This is a genomic window from Bradyrhizobium sp. BRP56, from assembly GCF_020194035.1.
Taxonomy (GTDB): Bacteria; Pseudomonadota; Alphaproteobacteria; order Rhizobiales; family Xanthobacteraceae; genus Bradyrhizobium; species Bradyrhizobium australafricanum.
In genome coordinates, this window is record NZ_JADYVV010000041.1 from 57,055 (window position 1) to 80,924 (window position 23,870).

Annotated in this window: 22 protein-coding genes and 2 pseudogenes; 15 read left to right on the top strand and 9 right to left on the bottom strand. The window is 64.2% G+C overall.

Features of this window, described 5'->3' with window-relative positions; translation table 11 throughout:
* Positions 1–47 precede the first annotated feature (47 nt).
* Both I6F38_RS26385 and I6F38_RS26390 read right to left on the bottom strand, forming a co-directional pair.
* Positions 48–416 carry a VanZ family protein gene (locus I6F38_RS26385; protein ID WP_225162392.1) on the bottom strand — a complete coding sequence of 123 codons (369 nt, stop codon included), beginning with the start codon at positions 414–416 and terminating at the stop codon, positions 48–50.
* Between the two features lie 669 nt (positions 417–1,085).
* The gene (locus I6F38_RS26390; protein ID WP_028335246.1) at positions 1,086–1,322 is read right to left on the bottom strand and encodes a hypothetical protein; all 237 of its coding nucleotides are present in this window, start codon (positions 1,320–1,322) and stop codon (positions 1,086–1,088) included.
* 571 nt (positions 1,323–1,893) lie between these two features.
* Between I6F38_RS26390 and I6F38_RS26395 the strand changes: the two genes are divergently transcribed.
* The 6 genes from I6F38_RS26395 to I6F38_RS26420 all read left to right on the top strand — a co-directional run bounded on the left by I6F38_RS26395 (position 1,894) and on the right by I6F38_RS26420 (position 5,014).
* A complete protein-coding gene (locus I6F38_RS26395) occupies positions 1,894–2,154 on the top strand; it encodes a hypothetical protein (RefSeq protein ID WP_076834843.1) in 261 nt (86 codons plus the stop codon).
* 213 nt (positions 2,155–2,367) lie between these two features.
* Positions 2,368–2,682 (top strand): hypothetical protein, encoded by a 315-nt coding sequence (locus I6F38_RS26400; protein WP_225162393.1) that lies wholly within the window; start codon positions 2,368–2,370, stop codon positions 2,680–2,682.
* A gap of 207 nt (positions 2,683–2,889) precedes the next feature.
* Positions 2,890–3,606 (top strand): septum site-determining protein MinC, encoded by a 717-nt coding sequence (gene minC / locus I6F38_RS26405; protein ID WP_028335249.1) that lies wholly within the window; start codon positions 2,890–2,892, stop codon positions 3,604–3,606.
* A 21-nt stretch (positions 3,607–3,627) separates the two neighbouring features.
* Complete coding sequence (gene minD / locus I6F38_RS26410) at positions 3,628–4,443, top strand: septum site-determining protein MinD (protein WP_057021178.1); 816 nt, start codon at positions 3,628–3,630, stop codon at positions 4,441–4,443.
* On the top strand, positions 4,443–4,721 hold the full coding sequence (minE, locus tag I6F38_RS26415; protein ID WP_026192121.1) for a cell division topological specificity factor MinE: 279 nt from the start codon (positions 4,443–4,445) through the stop codon (positions 4,719–4,721). The genes minD and minE overlap by 1 nt, the downstream gene beginning before the upstream one ends.
* Entirely contained in the window at positions 4,718–5,014 is a 297-nt protein-coding gene (locus I6F38_RS26420; protein ID WP_057021179.1) for a hypothetical protein, read from the top strand. Before minE ends, I6F38_RS26420 begins: the two co-directional genes overlap by 4 nt.
* Positions 5,015–5,171: 157 nt before the next feature.
* Here I6F38_RS26420 and I6F38_RS26425 read toward each other — a convergent pair whose 3' ends face one another.
* Positions 5,172–5,975, bottom strand: a complete 804-nt coding sequence (locus I6F38_RS26425; protein ID WP_225162394.1) for an NAD-dependent protein deacetylase — start codon at positions 5,973–5,975, stop codon at positions 5,172–5,174.
* Between the two features lie 153 nt (positions 5,976–6,128).
* Here I6F38_RS26425 and I6F38_RS26430 point away from each other — a divergent pair, with 153 nt between their 5' ends.
* Positions 6,129–6,509, top strand: a complete 381-nt coding sequence (locus I6F38_RS26430; RefSeq protein ID WP_225162395.1) for a c-type cytochrome — start codon at positions 6,129–6,131, stop codon at positions 6,507–6,509.
* A gap of 20 nt (positions 6,510–6,529) precedes the next feature.
* Here I6F38_RS26430 and I6F38_RS26435 read toward each other — a convergent pair whose 3' ends face one another.
* Positions 6,530–7,687, bottom strand: a complete 1,158-nt coding sequence (locus I6F38_RS26435) for an Ig-like domain-containing protein (protein ID WP_225162396.1) — start codon at positions 7,685–7,687, stop codon at positions 6,530–6,532.
* Positions 7,688–7,859: 172 nt separating this feature from the next.
* Positions 7,860–8,324 carry an Lrp/AsnC family transcriptional regulator gene (locus tag I6F38_RS26440; RefSeq protein WP_057021181.1) on the bottom strand — a complete coding sequence of 155 codons (465 nt, stop codon included), beginning with the start codon at positions 8,322–8,324 and terminating at the stop codon, positions 7,860–7,862.
* Between the two features lie 161 nt (positions 8,325–8,485).
* Here I6F38_RS26440 and I6F38_RS26445 point away from each other — a divergent pair, with 161 nt between their 5' ends.
* Together I6F38_RS26445 and I6F38_RS26450 are read left to right on the top strand one after the other, a co-directional pair.
* Complete coding sequence (locus tag I6F38_RS26445; protein WP_225162397.1) at positions 8,486–9,499, top strand: 1-aminocyclopropane-1-carboxylate deaminase; 1,014 nt, start codon at positions 8,486–8,488, stop codon at positions 9,497–9,499.
* Positions 9,500–10,024: 525 nt separating this feature from the next.
* A complete protein-coding gene (locus I6F38_RS26450) occupies positions 10,025–10,270 on the top strand; it encodes a hypothetical protein (protein WP_225162406.1) in 246 nt (81 codons plus the stop codon).
* Positions 10,271–11,484: 1,214 nt separating this feature from the next.
* On the opposite strand, the gene I6F38_RS26455 is transcribed toward I6F38_RS26450, so the two are convergent.
* A complete protein-coding gene (locus I6F38_RS26455) occupies positions 11,485–11,796 on the bottom strand; it encodes a hypothetical protein (RefSeq protein WP_225162398.1) in 312 nt (103 codons plus the stop codon).
* A gap of 454 nt (positions 11,797–12,250) precedes the next feature.
* Between I6F38_RS26455 and I6F38_RS26460 the strand changes: the two genes are divergently transcribed.
* Positions 12,251–13,516: a trypsin-like peptidase domain-containing protein gene (locus I6F38_RS26460; protein ID WP_057021259.1), complete on the top strand. Its 1,266-nt coding sequence runs from the start codon at positions 12,251–12,253 to the stop codon at positions 13,514–13,516.
* Between the two features lie 163 nt (positions 13,517–13,679).
* Here I6F38_RS26460 and I6F38_RS26465 read toward each other — a convergent pair whose 3' ends face one another.
* Both I6F38_RS26465 and I6F38_RS26470 read right to left on the bottom strand, forming a co-directional pair.
* Entirely contained in the window at positions 13,680–14,621 is a 942-nt protein-coding gene (locus tag I6F38_RS26465; RefSeq protein WP_225162399.1) for a metallophosphoesterase, read from the bottom strand.
* Between the two features lie 80 nt (positions 14,622–14,701).
* Positions 14,702–16,450, bottom strand: coding sequence for an NAD(P)/FAD-dependent oxidoreductase (locus I6F38_RS26470; RefSeq protein WP_225162400.1), 1,749 nt, complete (start codon positions 16,448–16,450; stop codon positions 14,702–14,704).
* Between the two features lie 211 nt (positions 16,451–16,661).
* On the opposite strand from I6F38_RS26470, the pseudogene I6F38_RS26475 reads away from it, so the two are divergent.
* A pseudogene (locus I6F38_RS26475) lies at positions 16,662–17,411 on the top strand (DUF1186 domain-containing protein); the annotation flags it as partial.
* A gap of 96 nt (positions 17,412–17,507) precedes the next feature.
* A pseudogene (locus I6F38_RS44260) lies at positions 17,508–17,609 on the top strand (SEC-C metal-binding domain-containing protein); the annotation flags it as partial.
* 67 nt (positions 17,610–17,676) lie between these two features.
* Here I6F38_RS44260 and recQ read toward each other — a convergent pair.
* Positions 17,677–19,545, bottom strand: coding sequence for a DNA helicase RecQ (gene recQ / locus I6F38_RS26480; RefSeq protein ID WP_225162401.1), 1,869 nt, complete (start codon positions 19,543–19,545; stop codon positions 17,677–17,679).
* A gap of 131 nt (positions 19,546–19,676) precedes the next feature.
* Here recQ and I6F38_RS26485 point away from each other — a divergent pair, with 131 nt between their 5' ends.
* From I6F38_RS26485 to I6F38_RS26495, 3 genes are read left to right on the top strand one after another with little or no spacing between them, the layout of a single operon-like run.
* Positions 19,677–21,020: a cytochrome c gene (locus I6F38_RS26485; RefSeq protein WP_225162402.1), complete on the top strand. Its 1,344-nt coding sequence runs from the start codon at positions 19,677–19,679 to the stop codon at positions 21,018–21,020.
* The gene (locus I6F38_RS26490) at positions 21,017–21,508 is read left to right on the top strand and encodes a (2Fe-2S)-binding protein (RefSeq protein ID WP_225162403.1); all 492 of its coding nucleotides are present in this window, start codon (positions 21,017–21,019) and stop codon (positions 21,506–21,508) included. Before I6F38_RS26485 ends, I6F38_RS26490 begins: the two co-directional genes overlap by 4 nt.
* A complete protein-coding gene (locus tag I6F38_RS26495) occupies positions 21,505–23,730 on the top strand; it encodes a molybdopterin cofactor-binding domain-containing protein (protein ID WP_225162404.1) in 2,226 nt (741 codons plus the stop codon). Before I6F38_RS26490 ends, I6F38_RS26495 begins: the two co-directional genes overlap by 4 nt.
* The last annotated feature ends 140 nt before the right edge of the window (positions 23,731–23,870 follow it).

The window sequence follows — 23,870 nt, forward strand, 5'->3', positions numbered from 1 at the left end:
ACGGACCGGCGTTTTTCATCGAGCTTCGTGCGCGATGATCATCCCCGCTAGGCCAACGGGCTGTCTGTACGCCTGGAGATTACAGAAAACGAGCGTCGCAAGGCAGTTGCGATGAAAACGCCTGCACAGCAGCCGGCGCCTTTGACGAACATGTCCTTTACGTATCCATGTCTGTCGGGGAGCAGTCTTTGGATGAGCTCGAAGCCGACGACTATAGCGAGAAGGACGAGCAGGATTTGCAGCACGTGCTTCGGATAGGCGAGCGAAAAGGCGACCCCGATAATGAACAGAGCTGCAAAACGATCGATGTTCGCCGATATCAACGTGTGCGGACGGAATGCCAGCGGTGTATCGGTGACGATGAAGAGGCCTAGGATCAAACCCCAGGCCAAGCATCGGAATACGGTTTGCGTCATCCCTTGTGGTTCCGCAAGAGCGCAGTAACCTGGTTTCATCATTCGCATTCGCAACTATTCTTCAGGCGTGTCAGGCGTGGTCGTCTTAAAAAGATGGATCGTCGTTGCACGATGGGGGCAAGCTCAACTGCCGATCACCATGGCGGGCTAGGTTTTGCCAAGCCACTGGCCAATGTCTCTGGATCCGATGACTCGTTTGGGCCGGTACGGGTTGATCGTTCCAGCTGAAAGTCTCTCGATGCGCTGGTCCTCCGCCAGTTTCCTTGTGAACTGCTTCGCATCCTGTTCGGATACGAATGTCGCAGTCCTTCGTGCGTGCCTGTCGGGCGGAGCATCGCGTTGATCAATGAAGGAGACGTACCAGATGTGCCTTGCTGTCATGCGGGACCTCCGAGGTCAGGTCTAGGCGCGAATACAAATTCGAGACACCAGGCGGTGATATCTGAAAGCGCTTCGGCGAAGCGTCTTCTCCATTGTGGAGTCGTGATTGGTTTCTGCGAGCCAAAGCAAGCCGGCGATTGGTCCGTCCACAATGGACGGGAATTGCAGCTTTCGCTCAGCGTGTCTCCGGGGCTTTCAGAGTACTCCTCCTGGACATCAAGCTTGCACGCTTCGCTCGATCGCGAAGTTTTAAGATGGCCACGAGGCGCCGCAGGCGAGCGCTGCGATTCATGCCGCAATGGAAAACTGAAGGACGAACAGTGACTGGCCGCCCGGCTCGGGGCTGTCGCTGATTTCGACATGCCAGCGAAGATGACGCAAGAATGGCTCCGTCACGTCGTGCTTGAGTATCTCGCCGCTCAGTTCAATCGCCGTCGTCCGTGCGGCGAAAATGTCGGGAAGATCCAGGCCGACATCATCGAGCACTGAATGGCCGCCGTGGATATGAAAAAAATACCGCGGCATTGATGTCTCCGGACGAGGCGAACATTCCGACGACTGCGACGAGCTCGACGCATCAAAGAGGTGTCATCGCACCACGGTGAGGCGGACGGCAAGCCGCTATTCTAGGAGGGCGGATCATCATTGTTGGGTACCCCGACGTGGACCTGCACCATCATCGGTTCGGAAGGTCGAGCGACGCATCGGGTCGACAGAGGAGACCAGCCGAATTCGTGTTGGCTTGTCGGCAATGAGCCAGCGATTCGGTCATCGTGATTTCGAGACAATGGCAAGCGGCCGGCGGGAAGCAGAGAGCGCCGCTCGTCACCGCGAATACAATCACGCCATTACAGAAGCTGAGGCAGGCGGCCGACCAGCGGGAAACGGCTGCGGACCACCGGACGCGCCGAGATCTGGTCAGGGAAGCGTGCGGCAATACCTGACACCCGAAGCCGGCAAGCAGTATTTCGCGACGGCCCCCGGTACTCGCCAAGCGCGCCGGCGATCAATTATTTGTGCGGTGCGGCAATATTGATATTGCATTGCAATAATACCTGACTAACTCTGCTTCTCACGTGCCATTGAGGAGCCTTCCGTGATCAAGATTTCCCTCTCCACCCTTGCCGCCGCTCTCGCGATCGCAACCGCCGCGTCCGCTGCGGAACTTCCGACCTATGAGGCTGCGGGCCTGCCGATCTCGGCGGTGCAGGCCGGCGTGATCGGCGCCGCCAATGCCCGCGAGCAAGCGCCGGTGGCGACGACGTCGGCGACGCCGCATCAGCTCAGCGTTCTGACGCCCCGCAACAAGATGACGACCGCGCGGGCCGCTGCCCGCACCGACCGCTCGGTCCACTGATCGGCATAGCCGTTCCCGGAAGGCCCGCGACGACGTCGCGGGTCTTCGGCGGGCCAATCCTCCTAGACTAAAATAGATCGCGCCGCCGCCAGGTCGCGCTTGCCGGCGGGTGATACGCCTCACGCCGTTGGCGCGAACTCCCGCAGGTGGAGTTTGATTGCGGCGTCGACCTCGTCCGGGTGATCGACCTGAGGCAGTCGCCGAGGTCGAGAAATGGTGGCCGATCGTCAAGTCGGCGAATATCAAGGCGGAATAGCTACAACGATGATTTTCGGCGTGATTGGCGGATGCGCGTCAAGGCATCTGCTGTCATGGCAGGGCGGGCAGCTTGCAAGCTCGGCACTGGAAATCGTCGCCGCGCTCGTCGGCGCGAACTTCGAATTCCTCCGAAACCCGAACAATTCGGTTGCGAAGCGGGGCGACCTCGGACAGCTCAGCGTGGCCCGTGCGTCGGCATTTCGGGCACCGCAGGATCTCAATCCAGCTGGAGTGGGTCATGACGTGGTCTGTAAACGCTTGCCGGAATGATAGCCCCGTCTGGCGCGAAGAAAATTGATCCAGCTCAAAAACGCGGCTGTATCTCCCCCAATTCCACGCCTGTTGAAGCGCCAAAGCGCGTTTCGAGGTCCCCGGGCGAGCGCTGTCCAAATCGGTGAAAACCCTGACCGCGTTAACCTTTGATTAACCATGCGGTCCGATTGTTAACCATTCGACAAGACAACCGAGTCAGGGGCGATGGACGCAACTCAACAGGTCGCACGTCAGCAGGTCCGCATGCGCGGCCGTTCCTACGTTGCGTTCGTTTTCTCGCCGGTCGTGCCTGTGGTGTCCTGGCTGGCCGAGATCGACGCGACGCTGGCGAAGTCGCCGGGCTTCTTCACCGGAAAGCCCATCGTGCTCGACCTCTCGGCGGTCGATCTCAGCCAGACCGCGATCGCGCATCTGATCGGCAGCCTCGGCGAGCGCAACATCCGCATCCTCGGCATCGAGGGCGTCGACGAATCGAAGCTCGGCGCCAACATGCCGCCGCTTCTGACCGGCGGCCGGGCCTGCGCGATCACCCATGTCGAGCCGCAGAAGCCGCAGGTGCAGGAAAAAAACAAGGACAAGGACAAGACCAAGTTGCCGTCGCTGCTGCTGGAGAGCCCGGTTCGTTCCGGCCAGTCGATCGTGTTCGCCGAGGGCGACGTCACCGTGCTCGGTTCGGTCGGCTCCGGCGCCGAGATCGTCGCCGGCGGCTCGATCCATGTCTACGGCACGCTGCGCGGCCGGGCGATGGCCGGCATCAACGGCAATTCGGCGGCCCGCATCTTCTGCCAGAGGATCGAGGCCGAGCTGCTCGCGATCGACGGCTACTACCAGACTGCGGAAGAAATCGCCGACAGCTTGCGCAACCGGCCCGCCCAGGCGTGGCTCGAGGGCGAAATGCTGCGCATTACACCATTGAACTGACCGACCACAAGGAGAGAGAGAATGGCCAAGGTATTGGTCGTGACGTCTGGGAAGGGCGGGGTCGGCAAAACGACCTCAACCGCCGCGCTCGGCGCGGCGCTCGCGCAAATGGGTCAGAACGTCGTCGTCATCGATTTCGACGTCGGCCTGCGCAACCTCGACCTCGTGATGGGCGCGGAGCGGCGGGTGGTGTTCGACCTCATCAACGTGGTGCAGGGCGTCGCCAAGCTGCCGCAGGCGCTGATCCGCGACAAGCGGCTGGAGAATCTCTGGCTGCTGCCGGCGTCGCAGACCCGCGACAAGGACGCGCTGAGCGAAGAGGGCGTCAAGCACGTGATTGCCGACCTCAAGACCAAGTTCGACTGGATCCTGTGCGACAGCCCGGCCGGCATCGAGCGCGGCGCGACGCTCGCGATGCGCTACGCCGACGAGGCCGTCATCGTCACCAATCCGGAAGTGTCGTCGGTTCGCGACTCCGACCGCATCATCGGCATGCTCGATTCCAAGACGGTCCGCGCCGAGCGCGGCGAGCGCGTCGAGAAGCATCTTCTGGTCACCCGCTATGATGCCGGCCGCGCGGCGCGCGGCGAGATGCTCTCGATCGACGATATCCTGGAGATCCTTGCGACTCCCTTGCTCGGCATCGTCCCGGAAAGCCAGGACGTGCTGCGCGCCTCCAATGTCGGCTGCCCGGTCACGCTGAACGCAGCAAGCAGCGCGCCGGCGCGGGCCTATACCGATGCGGTGCGCCGCCTGATGGGCGAGGCGGTGGAGATGACCGTGCCGGTTCAACGCAAGGGACTGATGGATCGGCTACTGCGACGGAGGGCGGCATGATGAACGTAATGCGGCTGTTCGGCGGCCGCGCCGCATCGGCGCCCGTCGCGCGGGAGCGGTTGCAGATCCTGCTTTCGCATGAGCGTGGCCGGACCGGCGCGCCAGATCTCCTGGAGACACTTCGCTCGGAAATCCTGAGCGTGGTTTCCAAACATATCGACGTCGATCCCGACAAGGTCGTGGTCCGGATGGACCGTGGCAAGTTCGTCTCGATGCTCGAGGTCGACATCGAGGTTCCCAATGGCGTGCAACGATCGAAGATGGTGGCGGCCACATGACGGCAGACAGCGATAGTCACATTGCCTGGCAGCGCGCGCAGCTCAAGAAGCTGCGGGCGGCGTTGAGGGCGATCGAGGCCGATCAGCTCGGCAAGGCCAATTGCGGCCGCGCGACGCAGATGACGATCGACGAATTGCAGCGCAAGATCGGCGAGTCGGGCCGCTGCATCGCGGAGTACGAGCGCCGGACCCGTCGCCCACTGGCGACGGATCTCGGCAGCCTCGCCAGCGTCAGCTGGACGCACTGGAACGCCAACATGCCGATGGCCAAGGCGCCGCGCCACCGCGCGTAGTGCGATAACCTGGCCCATCGTCATTGCGAGCCACCCGGTCGGCGCGAAGCGCCGCCGGATGACAGGCTCCGCGAAGCAATCCATTTTTCCGCATGGGAGGCTCGATGGATTGCTTCGTCGCTATCGCTCCTCGCAATGACGGGAAGAGACAGGCGACCTACAGCAAGAACGCCAGCGCGCTCTCGCAACTATCCTCGATCTTGAGGGTGAGCAGCTCGTCGGCGCGGGTGCGGCCGAGATTGACGGCGGCAATCGGCAGGCCGCGCTGCTCTGCCATCCGGACGAAGCGAAAGCCGGAATAGACCATCAGCGAGGAGCCGACCACCAGCACGGCGTCGGCCTGCTCGAGATGCGCCTGCGCTGACGCGACCGTATCGCGCGGCACGTTCTCGCCGAAGAACACCACATCGGGTTTCAGCACGTCGCCGCAGGCTTCGCAGGCCGGCACCACGAACGACGAGAAATCCTGCTCGAGATCGGCGTCGCCGTCGGGTGCGTCGGCGGCATCGAGCGTGAGCCAGGCGGGGTTTCGTCGCGCCAGTTCGTCCTGGAATTGTTCGCGCGGCATCGTCGCGCCGCAGCCGAGGCAGCGCACCACGTCGAGCCGGCCGTGTAGGTCGATCACCCGCTGGCTGCCGGCGGCCTGGTGCAGGCGGTCGACATTCTGGGTCAGCAGCAGCTCGCAGCGCCCCTGCTGTTCGAGCTTGGCCAGTGCGCGATGCGCGCCGTTCGGCGCGGCCCGGCCGAACCGCCGCCAGCCCACCATGCTGCGCGCCCAATAGCGCTGCCGCGTCGCCGCTTCGCCCAAGAACGCCTGGATGGTGACCGGGCGCGTCCGCTTCCAGTTGCCGTCGCTGTCGCGGTAATCGGGAATGCCGGAATTGGTGCTGCAGCCGGCTCCGGTCAGGACAAACAGGCGCTGGTGGCCGGCGACGAAATCCTCGAGGGCGGGGTGTGGCATGGCAGCACATCTAGTGCGGCGCACGCACCTGCGCCAGATGTGAAGCCTGCCGCGAGCGGACCTTTCACGCCGCCTCTGCGTTGACGGCATGGCATCCGAGACGTGGTGCCGCGCGCGCCCGTTTGCCTGGCGCAATTGCCGACGGAGTGATCGATGCGGCCGGGATTCATCGTCGTCGTTTGCGGACTGGTGTCGTTGGCGTCATCGCCGTCCCATGGTCAGGATGCGGGCGTGTCCGGCGAGCAAGCGTTCAACAATTCCTGCCGCACCTGCCATACGGTCAAGGACGGCGACAACCGCGTCGGCCCGAACCTGCACAATGTCGTCGGCCGCAAGGCCGGATCGGTTGCGAACTTCCCTTATTCGGAGGCGATGAAATCATCCGACATCGTCTGGGATGAGAGCACGCTGCTGCGCTTCATCGAGGATCCCGATGCCGTGGTGTCGGGCAACGGCATGAAGCCGTATACCGGCGTGCGCTCGGCGGAGGATCGCGCCAAGATCGTGGCGTTCCTGAAATCCCCCGGCAAGTGACCGTTGGCGGAAGGCCGGTCTCACTTTGCCGGCACGACGAAGACCTGGCCGGGATAGATCAAATTGGGATTGCGGATCTGCTGCGAGTTGGCCCGATAGATCACGGCGTAGCGCTGTCCGGCGCCGAATGCGCGCTGGCTGATCCGCCACAGGCTGTCGCCGCGGGCGACGGTGGTCGTGGTGATCTTCGGCACGATCACGGCGGAGGGGGACTTCACATCGGATGCGGTGGCGGTTGCCGCCGCGGCGAGCTGCGGTTTGGCCACATCCGCACGGCCGGGCGAGGTTGGCGATGCCGCGATCGATGCGGTCGTCATCGTGTCCGGAACGTTGAACGGCACCTCGGCCCGCGCGCGGACCTTGCCGGAGGTGGGGTCGACGTCGTCAAGCCGCACCTGATAGTTGCCGGCGGTCACGCCCTTGTTGATCGTGACCGAGAGGTGCCCCGCCTCGTCGGCTGTCGCGGACGTGATCAAGCTGCCGTTGAGATAGAGCCTGACGGTCGCGCCGGGAGCTGCCTGACCGCTCACATGGAGCTTGCCGTCCGGTTCGGTCTCGACGGCCTCGATGGCCACTTTCCCAGCCGCCGGCGCCGTGGCCGCAGGTTGCGACAGCACGCGGACCGGTTTGTCCGGTGCCATCAGCGCCACCATCGGCCGCTCCCTCGTCGCAGCCTCGAGCGCCACCGCCACGCTTTGTTTGGAGGTCACCTGCTTGCCGTCGCGCGTCATGCGCAGGGTGAGGTCATAGTTTCCCGGCGGAAGCGGGCGCGGGACCATGACGAACTGGCCGGACTTGTCCACCACGACGCGATCGTGCACCTCGCCATTGCGCAGCAGTTCCACCGTCGTGCCCGGTAGCGCCCGGCCGGCGACAACGGTCTCGCCGGTCGGCTCGATGTTGACGACGTCGAACTCCGGCACCGCGTCGCCGCCCGGTGCCGGCGCCGGTCCTGTCAGCACGTCGGCCAGGGCCGCGGTCTCGGTTTGCGCCTTTGTCAGCGCGGTCTTGTTTTGGTCTCGCGCCGGAGCCGCTGGCGCGGATGGTGCCGTCGCCGCCAAAGGCGTGCTCCCGCCCAGGATTTGCTGGGTTTGGCGGATGCCGAAGACGAGCGCCGCCGTGCCGCCGGCGGCAAGTGCCAGCAACGGAATGACCAGTCGGATCGCCGTGGCGTTCATGATTGTCATCCGCGGATGATGTCCCCCGCGCATCCGCGCGCGACCCCCGCCCCCCGCGGGGATTTAGTGAGAGACTGCGCCGGTTTGCGCCGGCCATCAAGTCGGATGAAGGGATTACTTCTCTCGGGCAGGCCGGCCGATCTGGCGGCTCGCGGCGCCCGGCCCGTCAGGTTCAAAACTCCAGCGCCGCATTGTCCACCACCTCCTTCATGACGAAGAAGGTGCGGGTCTGCCGCACGCCGGGCAGCGCGATCAGTTGATCGCCATGGATGCGCTTGAAGTCGTCGACGTCGCCGGCGCGGATCTTGAGGAAGTAGTCGAAATCGCCGGCGACGAGGTGGCAGTCGAGCACGCATTTGAGCTTCGCCACCGCCTGCTCGAAGCTCGCAAAGCTTTCCGGCGTCGAGCGGTCGAGCACGACGCCGACCATGACCAGCGTGCCCTTGCCGAGCTTGCGCGGCGCCACCATGGCGCGGACGCCGCTGAGATAACCCTCGTCGAACAGCGCTTGCGTCCGGCGATGGCAGGTGGCGGGGCTGACGCCGACCTGATCGGCCAGCTCGGCATTGCTGAGCCGGCCGTTCTTTTGCAGCAATCTCAACATCTTGAGGTCGATGCGGTCGAGTCGGGCGGACATGGAAGAATCTCTCACTATTGGTCGATTTCATGAGAGAAAATATACCATCGAGGCCAGATCCGGCAATCTTCGGCAATTGCGCGAGCTGAGTTAGAGAGCACCTTTCGCGCCAGGGGTGATAGCTGTGGCCGCCGTTCCAGACCATCAAAGAGGATGCCAGCATGCTGGAGAAGTTCGCGCGCTATCCACTCACATTCGGGCCGACTGCCATCGAGAAACTCGATCGGCTGTCAAAGCATCTCGGCGGCAAGGTCGAGCTCTATGCCAAGCGCGAGGATTGCAATTCCGGGCTCGCCTATGGCGGCAACAAGCTGCGCAAGCTCGAATACATCATCCCCGATGCGATCGCCTCCAATGCCGACACGCTGGTCTCGATCGGCGGCGTGCAGTCGAACCACACCCGCATGGTCGCGGCGGTCGCGGCCAAGATCGGCATGAAGTGCCGGCTGGTGCAGGAAAGCTGGGTGCCGCATGAGGACGCGGTCTATGATCGCGTCGGCAACATCCTGCTCTCGCGGGTGATGGGCGCCGATGTGCGGCTGGTCGACGAAGGCTTCGACATCGGCATCCGCAAGAGCTGGGAGCAGGCGATCGAGGAGGTCAAGGCGGCGGGCGGCAAGCCCTACGCGATTCCGGCCGGCGCCTCCGTGCACAAATTTGGCGGGCTCGGCTATGTCGGCTTCGCCGAGGAGGTGCGCGCGCAGGAGCGCCAGTTCGGCGTCAAGTTCGACTACATCATCGTCTGCACGGTGACCGGCTCGACCCATGCCGGCATGCTGGTCGGCTTCGCCGCCGATGGGCGCGCGCGCAACGTGATCGGCATCGACGGTTCGTTCACGCCTGATCAGACCAAGGCGCAGGTGCTGTCGATCGCGCAGAACACCGCAAAGCTGGTCGAGCTCGGCCGCGATATCGTCGAGGATGATGTCGTGCTGATCGAGGACTACGCCTATCCCGCCTACGGCGTGCCGTCGGAGGAGACCAAGGAGGCGATCCGCCTCAGCGCGCGGCTCGAGGGCATGATCACCGACCCCGTCTATGAGGGCAAGTCGATGCAGGGCATGATCGATCTGGTCCAGAAGGGTTATTTCCCGGCCGGATCGAAGGTGCTCTACGCCCATCTCGGCGGCGCACCGGCGCTCAACGGCTACGCCTACGCCTTCAGGAACGGCTGAGGCGAGCGGGCTTCTAATTTCGTGGCTGCATCCGGGCTACGCATTCTTACCTCCCCTTGAAAAGGGGAGGTCGCTTTGCTCGCAGAGCAAAGCGGGTGGGGATCTGCTCTCTCCGCTTGCAGCATCGCCTGCGGCTGACCCCCATCCCGACCTTCCCCCTTTCAGGGGGAAGGAGAAGAGCCGTAGCCCGGATGGAGCGAAGCGCAATCCGGGGCTCGTGCCGTTCGGGGATTATCCCGGATTTCGCTGCGCTGCATCCGGGCTACGCATTGTTACCTCCCCTTGAAAAGGGGAGGTCGCTTTGCTCGCCAGAGCAAAGCGGGTGGGGATCTGCTCTCTCCGTTTGCACCATCGCCTGTAGCTGACGCCCATCCCGACCTTCCCTCTTTCAGGGGGAAGGAGCTGGCGGGGGCTTCCGATTGCGTGGCTCCATCCAGGCTACGTTCGATGTCCCACGTCAGGTCCTCGTCAGCTTCGCCCGGTAATTTCACTGGGCCGGGCGAGTTGGGAGACCATCGCGTGAGGATGATGAATGCGGCCGGCCGAGCCATCGCCGCGCTCGGCATTGGCATCGTCGCCGTGGGGCACTGGGTCTGGACCTACCAGGGCCAGGGTGCCGCGCCGCATCCCCGCCTGCTGGCGATGAATCACGCAGTCGAGCTCTATGCCGGCATCTTCCTGATCGGCGTCGGCGTCCATGCCCTCGCATCCTGGTACTGGTTCAGCGAACCAAATCCGCCGGCGCAGTCCTCGGTCGGGGAGCCGCAGTAGCCTCCGCCTTGGCGGCAATGCTCCGGTTGAGGTGCTGTCCTGGTTAGGACACTCGGAGAGGGGAATTAGGACACCTGATGCGCGGTGGAATCTGGAAATGGGACACTGCCGCTGACTGACATACGCTAAAGCGCCCGCCGATCCGACGTGTAATGCTTTGAACATTATGTTCAGGACCGATTTAGATGGCGTCGAGTTCAGCCTCATAGGCTTGGCGGGGATATCGCTCGTCGCGTTCATCATCAGCTTAGGCTGGCTTCTGATCGGCTGAACTGCCGTAGCTCATTGGAGACGTCAACTTGGCCTTAGCGCTCTCCCGGCGCTGGGGCCGTTTTCTAATTAGGACACTTCCAAAATCAACTTAGGACACGGGGCCTAAATGCGGACAGCACCCCGGTTGAGGTGCTGTCCGAGTTAGGACACTCGCTTGGGGAAATCAGGACACTCATTCACATATGCAAATGCCCTTCCGTGCCATCGAGGTTCTAGCTCACGCGGGGGTGTCCATAATCTTTCCCTACCCCACGGGCGCTCCTCGGCCTCAGCCTCCTTGCCCGAGTGCTGGGGCCGTTTGCTTGAGTGCCGCATCGCATCTGCGATGAAACGCATGCTGACTTTCCCATGCAAATGCGGGAACTGACCTATTGGACGCAGGGTCGAGTTCACATGGAATGACAATCCCTCCGGCACCGGCGCTGGCTACGTGCCAGGGCCGCCTTATTCTCAGCGGCGCGGCAAGGCGGCCTCAGCGTTCGTTCCAACGCGCTGGGGCCGTTTCTTTGAGGGCGTCACGGGAACAGTCTCGCTGGAAGGCCGGATTGATCGCCACTCTCTACGTAGCATCTCGGATTGGTGTGCCAGCATACGCAATTGGGCTGCGACGTTCCGGACAATGGCGCGCTCGGGAGCGAGTAGCTTCAAGGCCACATCATCACACTGCGCTGCCATCGCTCGCATCTCTTCCGACGTCATGCTGTCGTATTAGATGGCGCTTCGACCGGGCTGCATTTGCCTATGTTTCAGCCCCAAGCTGGGGATTGTGCCGGAGATTCAGCCGCGAGCCTGCGGAGGATGGATCGCAACTACAGGAAGAGACGCGCCGCTCTCATTTGGCGTGACGGCTAACTCGGAAGCAGAAGTGCGCGAGCGATTTGAATCGAGCTTGCGCCGATGGATCGAGATCATAAACGGAGAGGCCGCCAACTGAGGCGGCCTTACTTAACGACGCCTTTGATATCGGACCTTCGCCGGAACAGTTTTATTTGTCCGATCAGCGGTCGGATCAGATATTTTAGAATTAGGCCGAGACCTATGATCGACACCAGGATTGGCCAGTAGGCCAAGATCGCAAGAGCGGCCAACCATTCCGGGCTGCGCTGCTCCCGCCAATAATACACCGACGCCGCGATGACGTGAGCCACCAATAGCGCGGCCCAAATGGCTAGCGCGACGATGACGGGCTCATCGAATGTCAACGCTTCCCATGCGGCTTCACCCGGCCTTGAAGGCGCACTTTCGCTTTCCATGGCTTGCTCGACCTCCCTCAGCTTCCAACCCCTGCGATGGCGGGCTTATTCCATTGGAATGCTAAGGGGACGGTAGCGGAGGCTGGAACTCCGTTCACCCACGGAGAACCCCGGTAATACTTCTGCCCTGTGGAGCGAGAACACTTGGCGGATTGCAAAAGCCAGAACATCTGGCGTGCGACTCAGTAGTCTTGCCGAGAACATCGGCCAAGTTACGGTTTTCGTTCGCGTAATCGGAATTAGACACTCCAAAATCAACTTGGGACACGGGGCTTTAAATACCCCGATTGACATAGGAACAAAATAGGAACATAGGTTCTGTAACCTGAGGATGTGGCGATCGCCTCATTTGCGGCGGTTTGCGCGGCTGCAGGACCAAAGACCAAGCCGCGCACCACTTGCGGATGAATTTCGCCGCCTCCTATGATGGGTTGTGGCTGGGGGAGTGCGCGTCATGAGAGTTGCGATCTGGGCGGCCGTTGCGGCCGCGTGGCTGTTTGCGTCTGCAACTCCGTCGAGCGCCCGCGGTCCCTACGGCTCGATCACGGTCGGCAACTGGAAGGGCGGCGCTTTCACCAACGACAAGAATGGCGCCTTCACCCATTGCTCGGCGGGCACCACCTATCAAAGCGGCATCTTCTTCATGGTGTCGATCGCCGAGAATGGCAGCTGGCGGCTCGGCTTTGCCCATGACAGCTGGCGTCTGACGCCGGGCGAGGCCTTTCCGCTGGCGCTGACCTTTGACGGCCAGCCGGCGTTCAACGTCTACGGCATGCCGCTCGGCACCCAGCTCGTGAATGTCGAGATGCCGGTGAATTCCAGCCTGATCAACCAGTTCCGCAAGGCGCGCCAGATGACGGCATTCGCGCAGGGACAATTGTTTCAGTTCAACCTCAATCAGACCGCGCAGCTGTTGCCGGCTCTGCTCAACTGCGTCGTCTCGGTGAAGAAGAACGGCGTCTCCAATGCCGGCGAGTTCGCTGTCGCGACAAAGCCTGCGGCGGCGCCGCCGCAGCAGGCTGCAGCACCCAGCGCGCCGCCGGCGAAGCAGGCGAGATCGGGGACCGGCACCGGCTTTGTGGTCAGCAGCAGCGGCCACGTCGTCACCAATCACCATGTCGTCGGCGGCTGCAGCGAGATCACGGGCAACCTGAGCGGCGAGGCGCCGGTCAAGCTGCGCCTGGTGTCCGATGACGAGACCAATGATCTCGCGTTGCTGCAGGCGCCGACCCCTTTCAAGGATGTCGTCAGCCTCAGGCAAAACCCCATCCTGGTCGGCAACGGCGTCGTGGCGATCGGTTATCCCTATCACGGATTGCTGACATCCGATTTCACGGTCACCACGGGCATTGTCTCTTCGCTGAGTGGCATCCTCAACGATACCCGTCATCTGCAGATCAGCGCCGCCGTGCAGCCCGGCAACAGCGGCGGTCCGCTGTTCGATCTTACCGGCGCGGTGGTCGGCGTGGTGGCTGCCAAGCTCGACGCGGTCAGGATGGCGCGGGCGACGGGGACCATCCCGGAGAACATCAATTTCGCGATCAAGACCGGCGCGCTGCGCGACTTTCTCGACAACAGCGCGGTGGCGTACCGGACAGCCGAGTGGCGCGAGGAGATGAAGAAGGAAACCGCCGAGATTGCCAAGAATGCGCGCGGCTACACGCTGCTGATCACCTGCACGGTGAACGAGCAGAGCGCGAACGCGAAGAAGGGCAATTGAGACCTGCGCTACGCCCTCTTCCCGTCCTTACGGCAGGGCGACTGCATCTGGCTACCGGCCACGCGTCATTCCTTGCGACGTCCGGGCGGCCTCCGGCTCCTTTGCATGGGGTTGTTTTCGATATTTTGGCAATGGGCGCCTGCCAGCTAAGGGCGGGGTGAGCTCAACCGAGCCGCCGCAGCGTATGCACCGTGATCTCGGCCGGGCAGTTCAGCCGCACCGGCGCAAGGCTGGTGCCGGCGCCGGCCGATGTGTAGCCGGCAAGCGCGCCGAAGCGCCAGGCGCCTCGGCCCATCCGGCGCGGCAGCCGCGCCTCCAGCTTGATCGCGATGCCGCCGGGCAGGCAGAGCTGGCCGCCATGGGTATGGCCGCTCAGCATCAGGTCGAAGCCGGCCGCCGCCGCCCCGCGGTAGGATTCCGGCGTATGCGCCAGCAGGATCGAGAACGCATCCCGCGGGATCGCCGCGGCAGCCTTTGCAATGTCGTCGGTGCGGTAGAAGTGCGCGTCGTCGATCCCGGCGAGGTGGATCGTCGCGCCATCGCGCGTGATCGGCTCCTGCTCATTGAACAGCATCCTGATGCCCATCGCCTCCAGCGCCGGCGTCATGCGGATGCTGTCATGATTGCCGAGGATGCCGTAGAGCGGCAGCTTGATCCGCGCGCACAGATCCCGCATCAACACGAGGCTCGTTTCAAACGGACCATACGTCTTGCCGCGGTAGTCGCCCGTGAGAACGCAGATATCGCAGGCGATATCGCTCACGATGTCCATCAGATGCCGCATCGCGCGTTGGCTGATGTCGGCATGGAGATCGCTGAGCTGAAGCATGGCGAAGCCGTCGAACGCCGCCGGCAGGCGCGCCGACGTCACCAGATTGTGCCGCACTTCGACCCTATCGGCATTACGCCGCGCGCGGCCGTGGAGGCCGGTCACCTTGAGCGCAGTCTCGATGATCCGCGGCGCCAGCTTCCAGTTCTCGACATTGAACACCAGCGTGCCCTGGCCGAACAGCTGCTTCTCGTGCGCGGCCTCGATCCCAAGCCGGCGCACAACGTGATCCGCGCCGATCCGCTCGACCAGTCCCTGCAATGCCGTGTCGGCCATGTTCCCCGTCGGCCCGCGGTTTGAAGCGCGGACCGGCGCGACACTATCATGCGCAATCCCGGTGGGGATACCGCCGGCCCTCAGACCACGGGAACCCGCTTCGCGGCGACCGCGGCCGGCGAGATCACCTCGATGTCGAGCGGCACCTGCCAGCGCTCGGTGAAGCGCACCTGCGGCGGTGCATTGCCGTTGCGCCCGCCCTGCAGCACGAAGCCGTCGTAACCCGAGTTCATCACCTCATTGCACTTCTGCACATAGATCGGGAAGCCGCCGATATAGGGCATGAACACGCGGGGACGGCCCGGGATGTTGGCGCCGACATACCAGGAGCTGCAGGTCGAGCGCAGCGAGACCGTGGAGACGTCGTTGACATGGGCGACCCAGGCGTCCTCGTCGTCGCGGACCGCCTCGATCGTGCCGGCGCCGATGTCGCGCATATGACTGATGCAATCCGCCAGCCAGTCGACATGCTGCTCGATCGCCTGGATCATGCTGGCGAGCACCGACGGGCTGCCGGGCCCGGTGATCATGAACAGGTTCGGAAAGCCCTCGGAGGCAAGGCCGAGATAGGCACGCGGGCCCGCCCGCCATTTCTCGGCCAGCGTCTGCCCGCCGCGGCCGGTGATCGCGATCTTGTCGAACGAGCCGGTCATGGCGGCAAAGCCGGTGGCGGAGACGATCGCGTCGAACTTGTATTCGGTGCCGTCGACGACAATGCCTTCCGTCGTGAAGCGATCGATCGGCGTCGTCGACACGTCGACCAGCTTCACATGCGGCAGATTGTAGGTTTCGAAGTAATTGGTGTCGACGCAGAGCCGCTTGCAGCCGAACACGTTTCGCGGGCACAGCAGCTCGGCCGTCGCGGGATCCTTGACGATGCCGCGGATCTTCTCGCGCGCGAAATCGGCTATGGTGTCGTTGGCGGCCTTCTCGAACAGGAGGTCGCCGAACGCGCCGAGGAAGGGCAGGCCGCCGCGCTGCCAGGCTTCCTCATAGAGCCGCTCGCGCTCCTGCTCGCCCGCCTGCAAGGCGGGCTGGGCGTTGAACTGGAAATAGAAGCCGGTCGGGCGCGCACGGGCCTTGGCGCGCAGCTCCGGATAATGCGCCTTCGCTTCCCTGAGATATTCGGCCGACAGCCGCTCATTCCACGCCGGCACCGACCAGGTCGCGGTGCGCTGAAAAACCGTGAGCTCGGAGGCCTGCTGCGCGATGATCGGGATCGACTGGATCGCCGATGAGCCGGTGCCGATCACGCCGACGCGCAGGCCGGTGAAGTCGACACCCTCATGCGGCCATTCGCCGGTGTGATAGATCGGCCCGCGGAAATCCGGCATGCCCTGGAAAGCCGGGCGGTTCGGCGCCGACAGGCAGCCGACCGCCATGATGCAGAACTTTGCGGTAACCCTGTCGCCGCGGTCGGTCTCGATCAGCCATGTGCCTGCCTGTTCGTCGAAGGTCGCCGCGGTGACGCGGGTGTCGAACACGATCTGGTTGCGCAGATCGAAGCGATCGGCGACGTGATTGGCGTAAGCGAGAATTTCGGGCTGCGGAGAATACTTCTCCGACCAGCTCCAGTCCTGATCGAGTTCCTCGGAAAACGAGAAGGAATATTGCAGACTCTCGACGTCGCAACGCGCGCCGGGATAGCGATTCCAGTACCAGGTGCCGCCGACCCCGCCGCCGGCTTCATAGACCCGCGCGGTGAAGCCGAGTCCGCGCAGCCGATGCAGCATGTACATGCCGGCGAACCCGGCGCCGATCACCACGGCATCGAACGTTCCGGTCTCGGCAGGGCGCACAGTTTTGCGCGCGGTGCTCTCCTGAGCCATGGGCCGTCTCTTCCCTATATCGTTATGTCTTGTCCGCGCCTCGTTGGACGCGGTGGGCAAAGATTAGGGCGAGGGCGGCGTGGCCCGCAAGCAAGCGTATTGCCGTCCAGCGAATAGCTCCTATGCTGTCTCTGGGAGAGGATGAGGATAAGCGGTGATCGGGTAGTTGTTCTGTCGTGACCGTTCATCTGCCCGCAAAGATCGAGGTCCCATGAAGAAGGAAGAAGTAGAAGCTATCTTCGAGCGGGGCGATTTGGGGCCGATCGAAGACTATCTTGAGGCCGTCGCGACCGAGAAACAATTGCCTGCGGCCGCAGTCGGAATGTGCCTGATCAGAATGGAAGAAGCGGCCCCCGCGCTGCGCGCCATCGTCGCCCGGGCAGGGAACGGCGAGGAACTGTCCGACGATGAGGCCAGGCTGCTGTTCCGAGGTGTCTACATCCTCGGTGGAGCTCGTGACACGGATGTTTGCCGCGACCTGCTGCGACTGCTGCGCAGACCCGAAAGCGAACTTGATGACCTGTTGGGTGACTGCCTGACCGAAAGCATGGCGCGCATTGTCGCGGGTGTCTTTGACGGGGATGTCGACGCCTTGTTGAGTCTGGTCGTGGATCAGTCCGTCGATCAATTTGCGCGCGAGCAGGTTCTCGGCGCGGCCACCTTCCTCACATGGAATGGGATGATCGGGCGGGAGCGCATGCAGCGCCTGCTCAAAGCATTCCACGAGCAAAACCTGGCGGATGACGAGAACCATGCCTGGTACGCGTGGCAGCAGGCAATTGCCCTCCTGGGGCTGCGCGAGCTGGCGCCCTTGGCGTATCGCGCTTTCGATGACGGGCGTATACCCGATTGGATGACAGAACGCCGCGAGTTCGACGAGATGCTCGTCGATGCCGAGCAGCGACCCGAGGAAATCGCACGATTCGAGGAAGTTGGCCTCGGCTATATCAAGGATGCGGTCCAGGAAATGGAAGGGACCGACTACGGCTACAACGAGACCTTCGACGATCTGGATGCCCCCTTTGGGGACGATCTCGATACATTGTGGAGCCACACCGAACCCGTGAGGAATCCCTTGCGCCATGTCGGGCGCAACGACCCATGCCCGTGCGGCAGCGGCAAGAAATACAAGAAATGCTGTCTCGCTGACCAGCGTTGAGCTGCGGCTCCCTCGGTCTCAGCGCCGGCCAAAGCGACTGTCGTCGCTTCGGCGTAGAGAGGACCGGTCACGCTCCTGTCGTCTTCACGATGCGGATCAGTTCGTCACCGTAATGCTCGAGCTTCTTGTCGCCGATCCCTGCGATGTTGCGCAACTCGCCCAGCGTGTCCGGCCGCATCGCGGCGATGCCGTCGATGGTGGAATCGTGCAGCACGACATAGGCCGGCACGCCGCGCTGGCGTGCGACGTCCGAGCGCCAGGCGCGCAACGCCGCATGCAACGCGGGATTTGCGACGCCACCCGGGCTGTCGGCCGCGGGCACGAGCTCGCCGCGGCGCGACTTGCCGCGGACCGCGCGGTTGCGCGCGCCTTCCGGCTGCTCGCGCAGCATCACCGCGGTCTCGCCCTTCAGCACGCCGCGGGCGCTGTCGGTCAGAACAAGCGCGCCGAAGGCGTCGCTGTCGGCACGCAGATGGCCCATCGCCACCAGCTGGCGCAGCACCGCGCGCCATTGCTTCTCGTTGAGCTCGCGTCCTATGCCGAACACCGACAGCTGGTCGTGGTTGAACTGCTTGACCCGTTCGGTCAGCCGCCCGACCAGTACGTCGATCAGGTGCATGGCGCCGAAACGCTGCCCGGTGCGGTAGACGCAGGACAGCAGCTTTTGTGCGAGCACCTTGCCGTCGCGGACGCGCGGCGGCGTCAGGCAGTTGTCGCAATTGCCGCAGCTTTCCTCCGCACGGGTCTCGCCGAAATAGCCGAGCAGGCGCTGCCGGCGGCAATGCACCGTTTCAGCCAGCGCAACCAGCGCGTCGAGCTTGCCGACCGAGACGCGCTTGAAGGCATCGGAGCCGGTCGATTCATCGATCATGCGGCGCTGTTGCACGATGTCGGACAGGCCGTAGGCCATCCATGCCGCCGACGGCTTGCCGTCGCGACCGGCACGCCCGGTCTCCTGGTAGTAGGCTTCGATGCTCTTCGGCAGATCGAGATGCGCGACGAAGCGCACATCGGGCTTGTCGATCCCCATGCCGAAGGCGATCGTGGCGACGATCACGAGCCCGTCCTCGTTGAGGAAGCGGTCCTGGTGCCGGGCGCGCACGCCGGCATCGAGCCCGGCATGATAGGGCAACGCCGGAATGCCGGCCTCGCTGAGCGCCGCCGCGACGTCCTCGACCTTGGCGCGAGACAGGCAATAGACCACGCCGGCGTCGCCGGCATGCCGCTCCTTGATGAAGTTCTTCAGCTGCGTGGTGGCATTCTGCTTGTCGACGATCTCGTAGCGGATATTGGGCCGGTCGAAGCTCGCGACGAATTGCGGCGCGTCGGTAAGCTGCAGCCGCTCGGCGATCTCCCTTCGCGTCAGCGCGTCCGCAGTCGCGGTCAGCGCGATGCGCGGCACCTTGGGGAAGCGCTCGGCGAGTGCGGACAGGCCGATATATTCCGGGCGGAAATCATGGCCCCATTGCGAGACGCAATGCGCCTCGTCGATCGCAAACAGCGCGATCTGCGCCTGGCCGAGCAAACTGAGGCAGCGCGGCGTCAGCAGCCGCTCCGGCGCCACATAAAGTAGGTCGAGATCGCCCGCGAGCAGCCGCCGCTCGACCTCGGAGGCTTCCTCATAGGACAGCGTCGAGTTCAGCACCGCGGCGTTGACGCCGGCTTCAGTGAGGCCCGCGACCTGGTCGCGCATCAGCGCGATCAAAGGCGATACCACGATGCCGCAGCCGTCGCGCAGCAGCGACGGCAGCTGATAGCACAGCGACTTGCCGCCGCCGGTCGGCATCAGCACCAGGCAATTACCGCCATCGGTGACGTGGCGAATGATCTTTTCCTGCGCGCCGCGGAAGCCCGACAGGCCGAACACGGAACTGAGCACGGACAGCGCATCGCGAGACGGGGCGGAGGCGCGATCGAGGGCGGGCTGGGCGGTCATGATCCCTTGCGCGATCCCTTTGGGATTTTCAGGATTCCTTGAGGTCAACAGGCGGTGATCGAGGTCTTCTGGCCGAACGATACCGGAACGAAAGGTGTTAATACACGTCCCAACAACAAACTCAATTCAGCATGACTGGTCAGCTGCGGATCATCACAGGCATTGCCGCGATCGTGCTGGTCGCGGGCGCGGCGGCAGCCTTTGCCGTCGCCTGGCGGCCGCAGATTGCCGCCATTGCGCCGCCGCGGGCCGATACCTTCGACCCTGATGTGGTCAAACGCGGCCGCGAACTCGCCGCGATCGGCAATTGCAACACCTGCCATACCGTGCAGGGCGGCGCAACTTATGCCGGCGGGCTCCCGGTTCCAACGCCGTTCGGCATCGTCTTCTCATCCAACATCACGCCGGATTCCGAAACCGGCATCGGGCGATGGCCGGAAGAGGCGTTCGTCCGCGCGATGCGCTCGGGCGTGGCGCGCGATGGCCAGCATCTCTATCCGACCTTTCCCTATGACCATTTCACCAACGTCTCGGATGCGGACGACCGGGCGCTGTATGCATTCCTGATGACGCGACAGCCGGTCCACGCGTCGCCGCCGGCGAATCAGCTTTCGTTTCCGTTGAACTATCGACCGCTGATTGCGGGATGGAAGCTGCTGTATCTGCGCAGCGGCGATGCCCCGCAGGACTCGGCGAAGGGCGCGGAATGGAACCGCGGCGCCTATCTGGTGGAGGGGCTCGCGCATTGCGGCGCCTGCCACACGCCGCGCAACGCGCTTGGCGCCGAGCGGGTGAATGCGCAGTTCTCCGGTGGCGAGGTCGACAATTGGCATGCCTATGCGCTGAACGACACCTCGCACGCCCCGGTGCGGTGGACCGCCGACGCGCTCTACGCCTATTTGCGCCACGGTTGGCAGGTCGATCATGGCACCGCGCGCGGGCCGATGGCCGAAGTGGCCGGCAATCTGGCGACGGTGCCCGACGGCGACGTACGGGCCATCGCCGTGTACATGGCCGATATCTCGGGCGCGCCGGCGCCGGATCGCAAACGGCCGGCCGACGTCGTCGCACAATCGTCTTCCGATGATGCGGCACAGACCCATGTGGCCGGCGCAGCGATCTATGCCGCGGCGTGCGCCTCCTGCCATGAGGGCAACCGCGCGCTGCCCTATGGCGGCGTCAATCTCGCGCTCAGCACGGCGATCGCAAGCCCCGACCCGCGCAACCTCCTCAATATCGTGCTGTCGGGCATTGGTGCTGTCGAAGGCGAGCGCAGCCCGATCATGCCGGGCTTCGCCGCCAGCATCGATGATGCGCAGATGGTCGCGCTCACGGCCTATCTGCGCGAGCGGTTCGGCAAGCGGCCGGCGTGGGCCAATCTCGACAAGGCGGTGCGCGATGCGCGGGCGGTGCAGGCGACGTCGCTTGCGGCGCGCGACACGCCGGCGGAATCCAGACAGCGAGGCAAGCCATGATGACATTGAAGGTCAATGGCAGGGATCATCAGGTCGATGCGGAGCCGGATACGCCGCTGCTTTATGTGCTGCGCAATGATCTGGCGCTCAATGCCGCCAAGTTCGGCTGCGGGCTCGGGCAATGCGGCTCCTGCACGGTGATCGTCGACGGCAAGGCCGTGCTGTCCTGCGTCACGCCGCTGGTCCTGGTCGAGGGCAAGCAGGTGACGACGCTCGAGGGGCTCGGCACCGTGGCCACGCCGGCGCCGATCCAGCGTGCCTTCATGGAGGAGCAGGCGGCGCAGTGCGGCTACTGCATCGCCGGAATGATGATGCGCGCGCAGGCGCTGCTGATGCGCAACCCGAAGCCATCGGTTGCGGAAATCCGTGCCGAGCTGGAGCCCAATCTCTGCCGCTGCGGCACCCATATGCGCATCCTGCGCGCGGTGCACCGCGCCGCGAGATTGATGGATACGGCCGACGCCGCAAGCGACAGGAGCGTCCGATGACCGTACCGGTGGTTCTCGATCGCCGCAGTGTGCTGGCCGGCGGCGGCGCGCTGATCGTCAGCTTCTCGCTGCGCCATGCGGTGGCGCAGGAGCAGAAGGCTGCGCAGGGCCCGGCGTTGCCGGGCAGCCTGGCCAAAACGCCCAATCTGGATTCCTGGATCCGTATCGATGCCAATGGCCAGGTCACGGCCTTCACGGGCAAGGCCGAACTCGGCCAGGGATTCCGCACCGCGTTCCAGCAGATTGCGGCCGAGCAGCTCGATATTCCCTTCGATGCGCTGAAGGTGATCACCGCCGACACCAAGCTCACGGCGAATGAGGGTTACACATCGGGCAGTCATTCGATGCAGGACAGCGGCACGGCGATCCTGCATGCCGCGGCGCAGGCGCGCATGTTGCTGGTGGCCGAGGCGGCAAAGCGTTTCGGCTTGCCGCCCGACGGCTTGCGAACCGAGAATGCGGCCGTCGTCGCTCCCGATGGCCGGCGTCTGGGCTATGGCGAGCTTGTCGCCGCGGACATGTTGCACGTCCAGGCGCAACCGACATCGAGCCTGAAGGATCCGGCGAGCTTCAAGGTGATGGGCCAGCCGGTGCCGCGCGTCGATATTCCGGCCAAGGTCACGGGCGCCGCCGCCTATGTGCAGGACATGCGGCTTCCCGGCATGGTGCATGCGCGCGTGGTGCGCCCGCCGAGCTACGGCGCGCAGCTCGTGGAATGCGACACGGCCGCGATCGAGAAAATGCCCGGCGTGATTCAAATCGTGCGCGACGGCAACTTCCTGGCCGTGGTGGCGGAGAAGGAATTTTCGGCGGTCAAGGCCATGCAGGCGCTGGCCGCCGCGGCGAAGTGGCGGGAGAATGCGAAGCTGCCGAATCAGCACGATCTGGCAAATGTGCTGACTGCGCTGCCGTCACAGGACTTTGCAATCTTCCAACGGAATGATCCCACGGTGAGCGGCGCGCGGTCGCTCGAAGCGACCTACACGCGACCTTACCAGTCGCACGGCTCGATCGGGCCGTCCTGCGCGGTCGCGCAATTCGTCGATGGCGCGATGACGGTGTGGACGCACACGCAGGGCGTCTATCCCGACCGGCAGGCGATCGCCGAGATGCTCGGCATGGCGCCCGCCAGCGTCCGCCTGATCCATGTCGAAGGTTCCGGCTGCTACGGCCACAACGGCGCCGACGATGCCGCGGCCGACGCCGCGCTGATCGCCCGGGCGCTGCCCGGGCGCCCAATTCGGGTGCAGTGGATGCGCGAGCAGGAGCACGGCTGGGAGCCGTACGGTCCGGCGATGGTGACGAAATTGAGCGCGTCGCTCACGGCCGACGGCAAGATCGCCGACTGGAATTTCGCGGTGTGGAGCAACACCCATTCGATGCGGCCGGGCGGCGCCGGCGCGCTGCTTGCGGCCCAGCACATGGCGCGATCATTCGCGGTGCCGGCACCAAAGCCGTTGCCGCTGCCGGAGGGGGGCGGCGATCGCAACGCGATCCCGATCTACAATTTTCCGAACGCGCATGTGATGCATCACTTCATCCCCGCGATGCCGCTGCGGATTTCCGCGATGCGCGCGCTCGGCGCCTATCACAACGTGTTCTCGACCGAGAGCTTCATGGATGAACTGGCCGATCTCGCCGGCGCCGATCCGGTCGAGTTTCGCCTCAAGCATCTCGACGATCAGCGGGGCCGCGCGGTGGTCGAGAGGGCCGCGGAGGAATTCGGCTGGACGCGCGGACAGCAGCCGCCGCGAAATCGCGGCTACGGCTTCGCGTTCGCGCGCTACAAGAATCTCGCCGCCTATTGCGCCATCGCATCCGAGGTCGAGGTCGATCGCGAAACCGGGCGGGCCCGGCTGGTGCGCGCGGTCGCCGCCGTCGACGCCGGCCAGGTCGTCAATCCGGACGGCATCACCAACCAGATCGAGGGCGCGATCGTGCAGTCGACGAGCTGGACGCTCTATGAAAGCGTCACCTTCGATGAGACAAGGATCACCAGCATCGACTGGCAGACCTACCCGATCCTGCGCTTCAATGCGGTGCCCGACAGTATCGCCGTCCACATCATCAACCGTCCCGGCCAGCCGTTCCTCGGCAGCGGCGAGACCGGGCAGGGCCCGGCCGCCGCCTCGCTCGCCAATGCCATCGCGCACGCAACCGGCAAGCGGCTGCGCGACCTGCCGCTCAGCCGCAAGCGGATCAAGGACGCGATTGATACGTGAAATGAAGTGATTGGATTGATCTAACCGCAAACTCGCTGCACCTCTCCCGCTTGCGGGGGAGGTCGTATCGCATCGAAGATGCGATACGGGTGGGGGCTCTTTCCACAATGTGACTCGCTAAGAGACCCCCACCCCAGCCC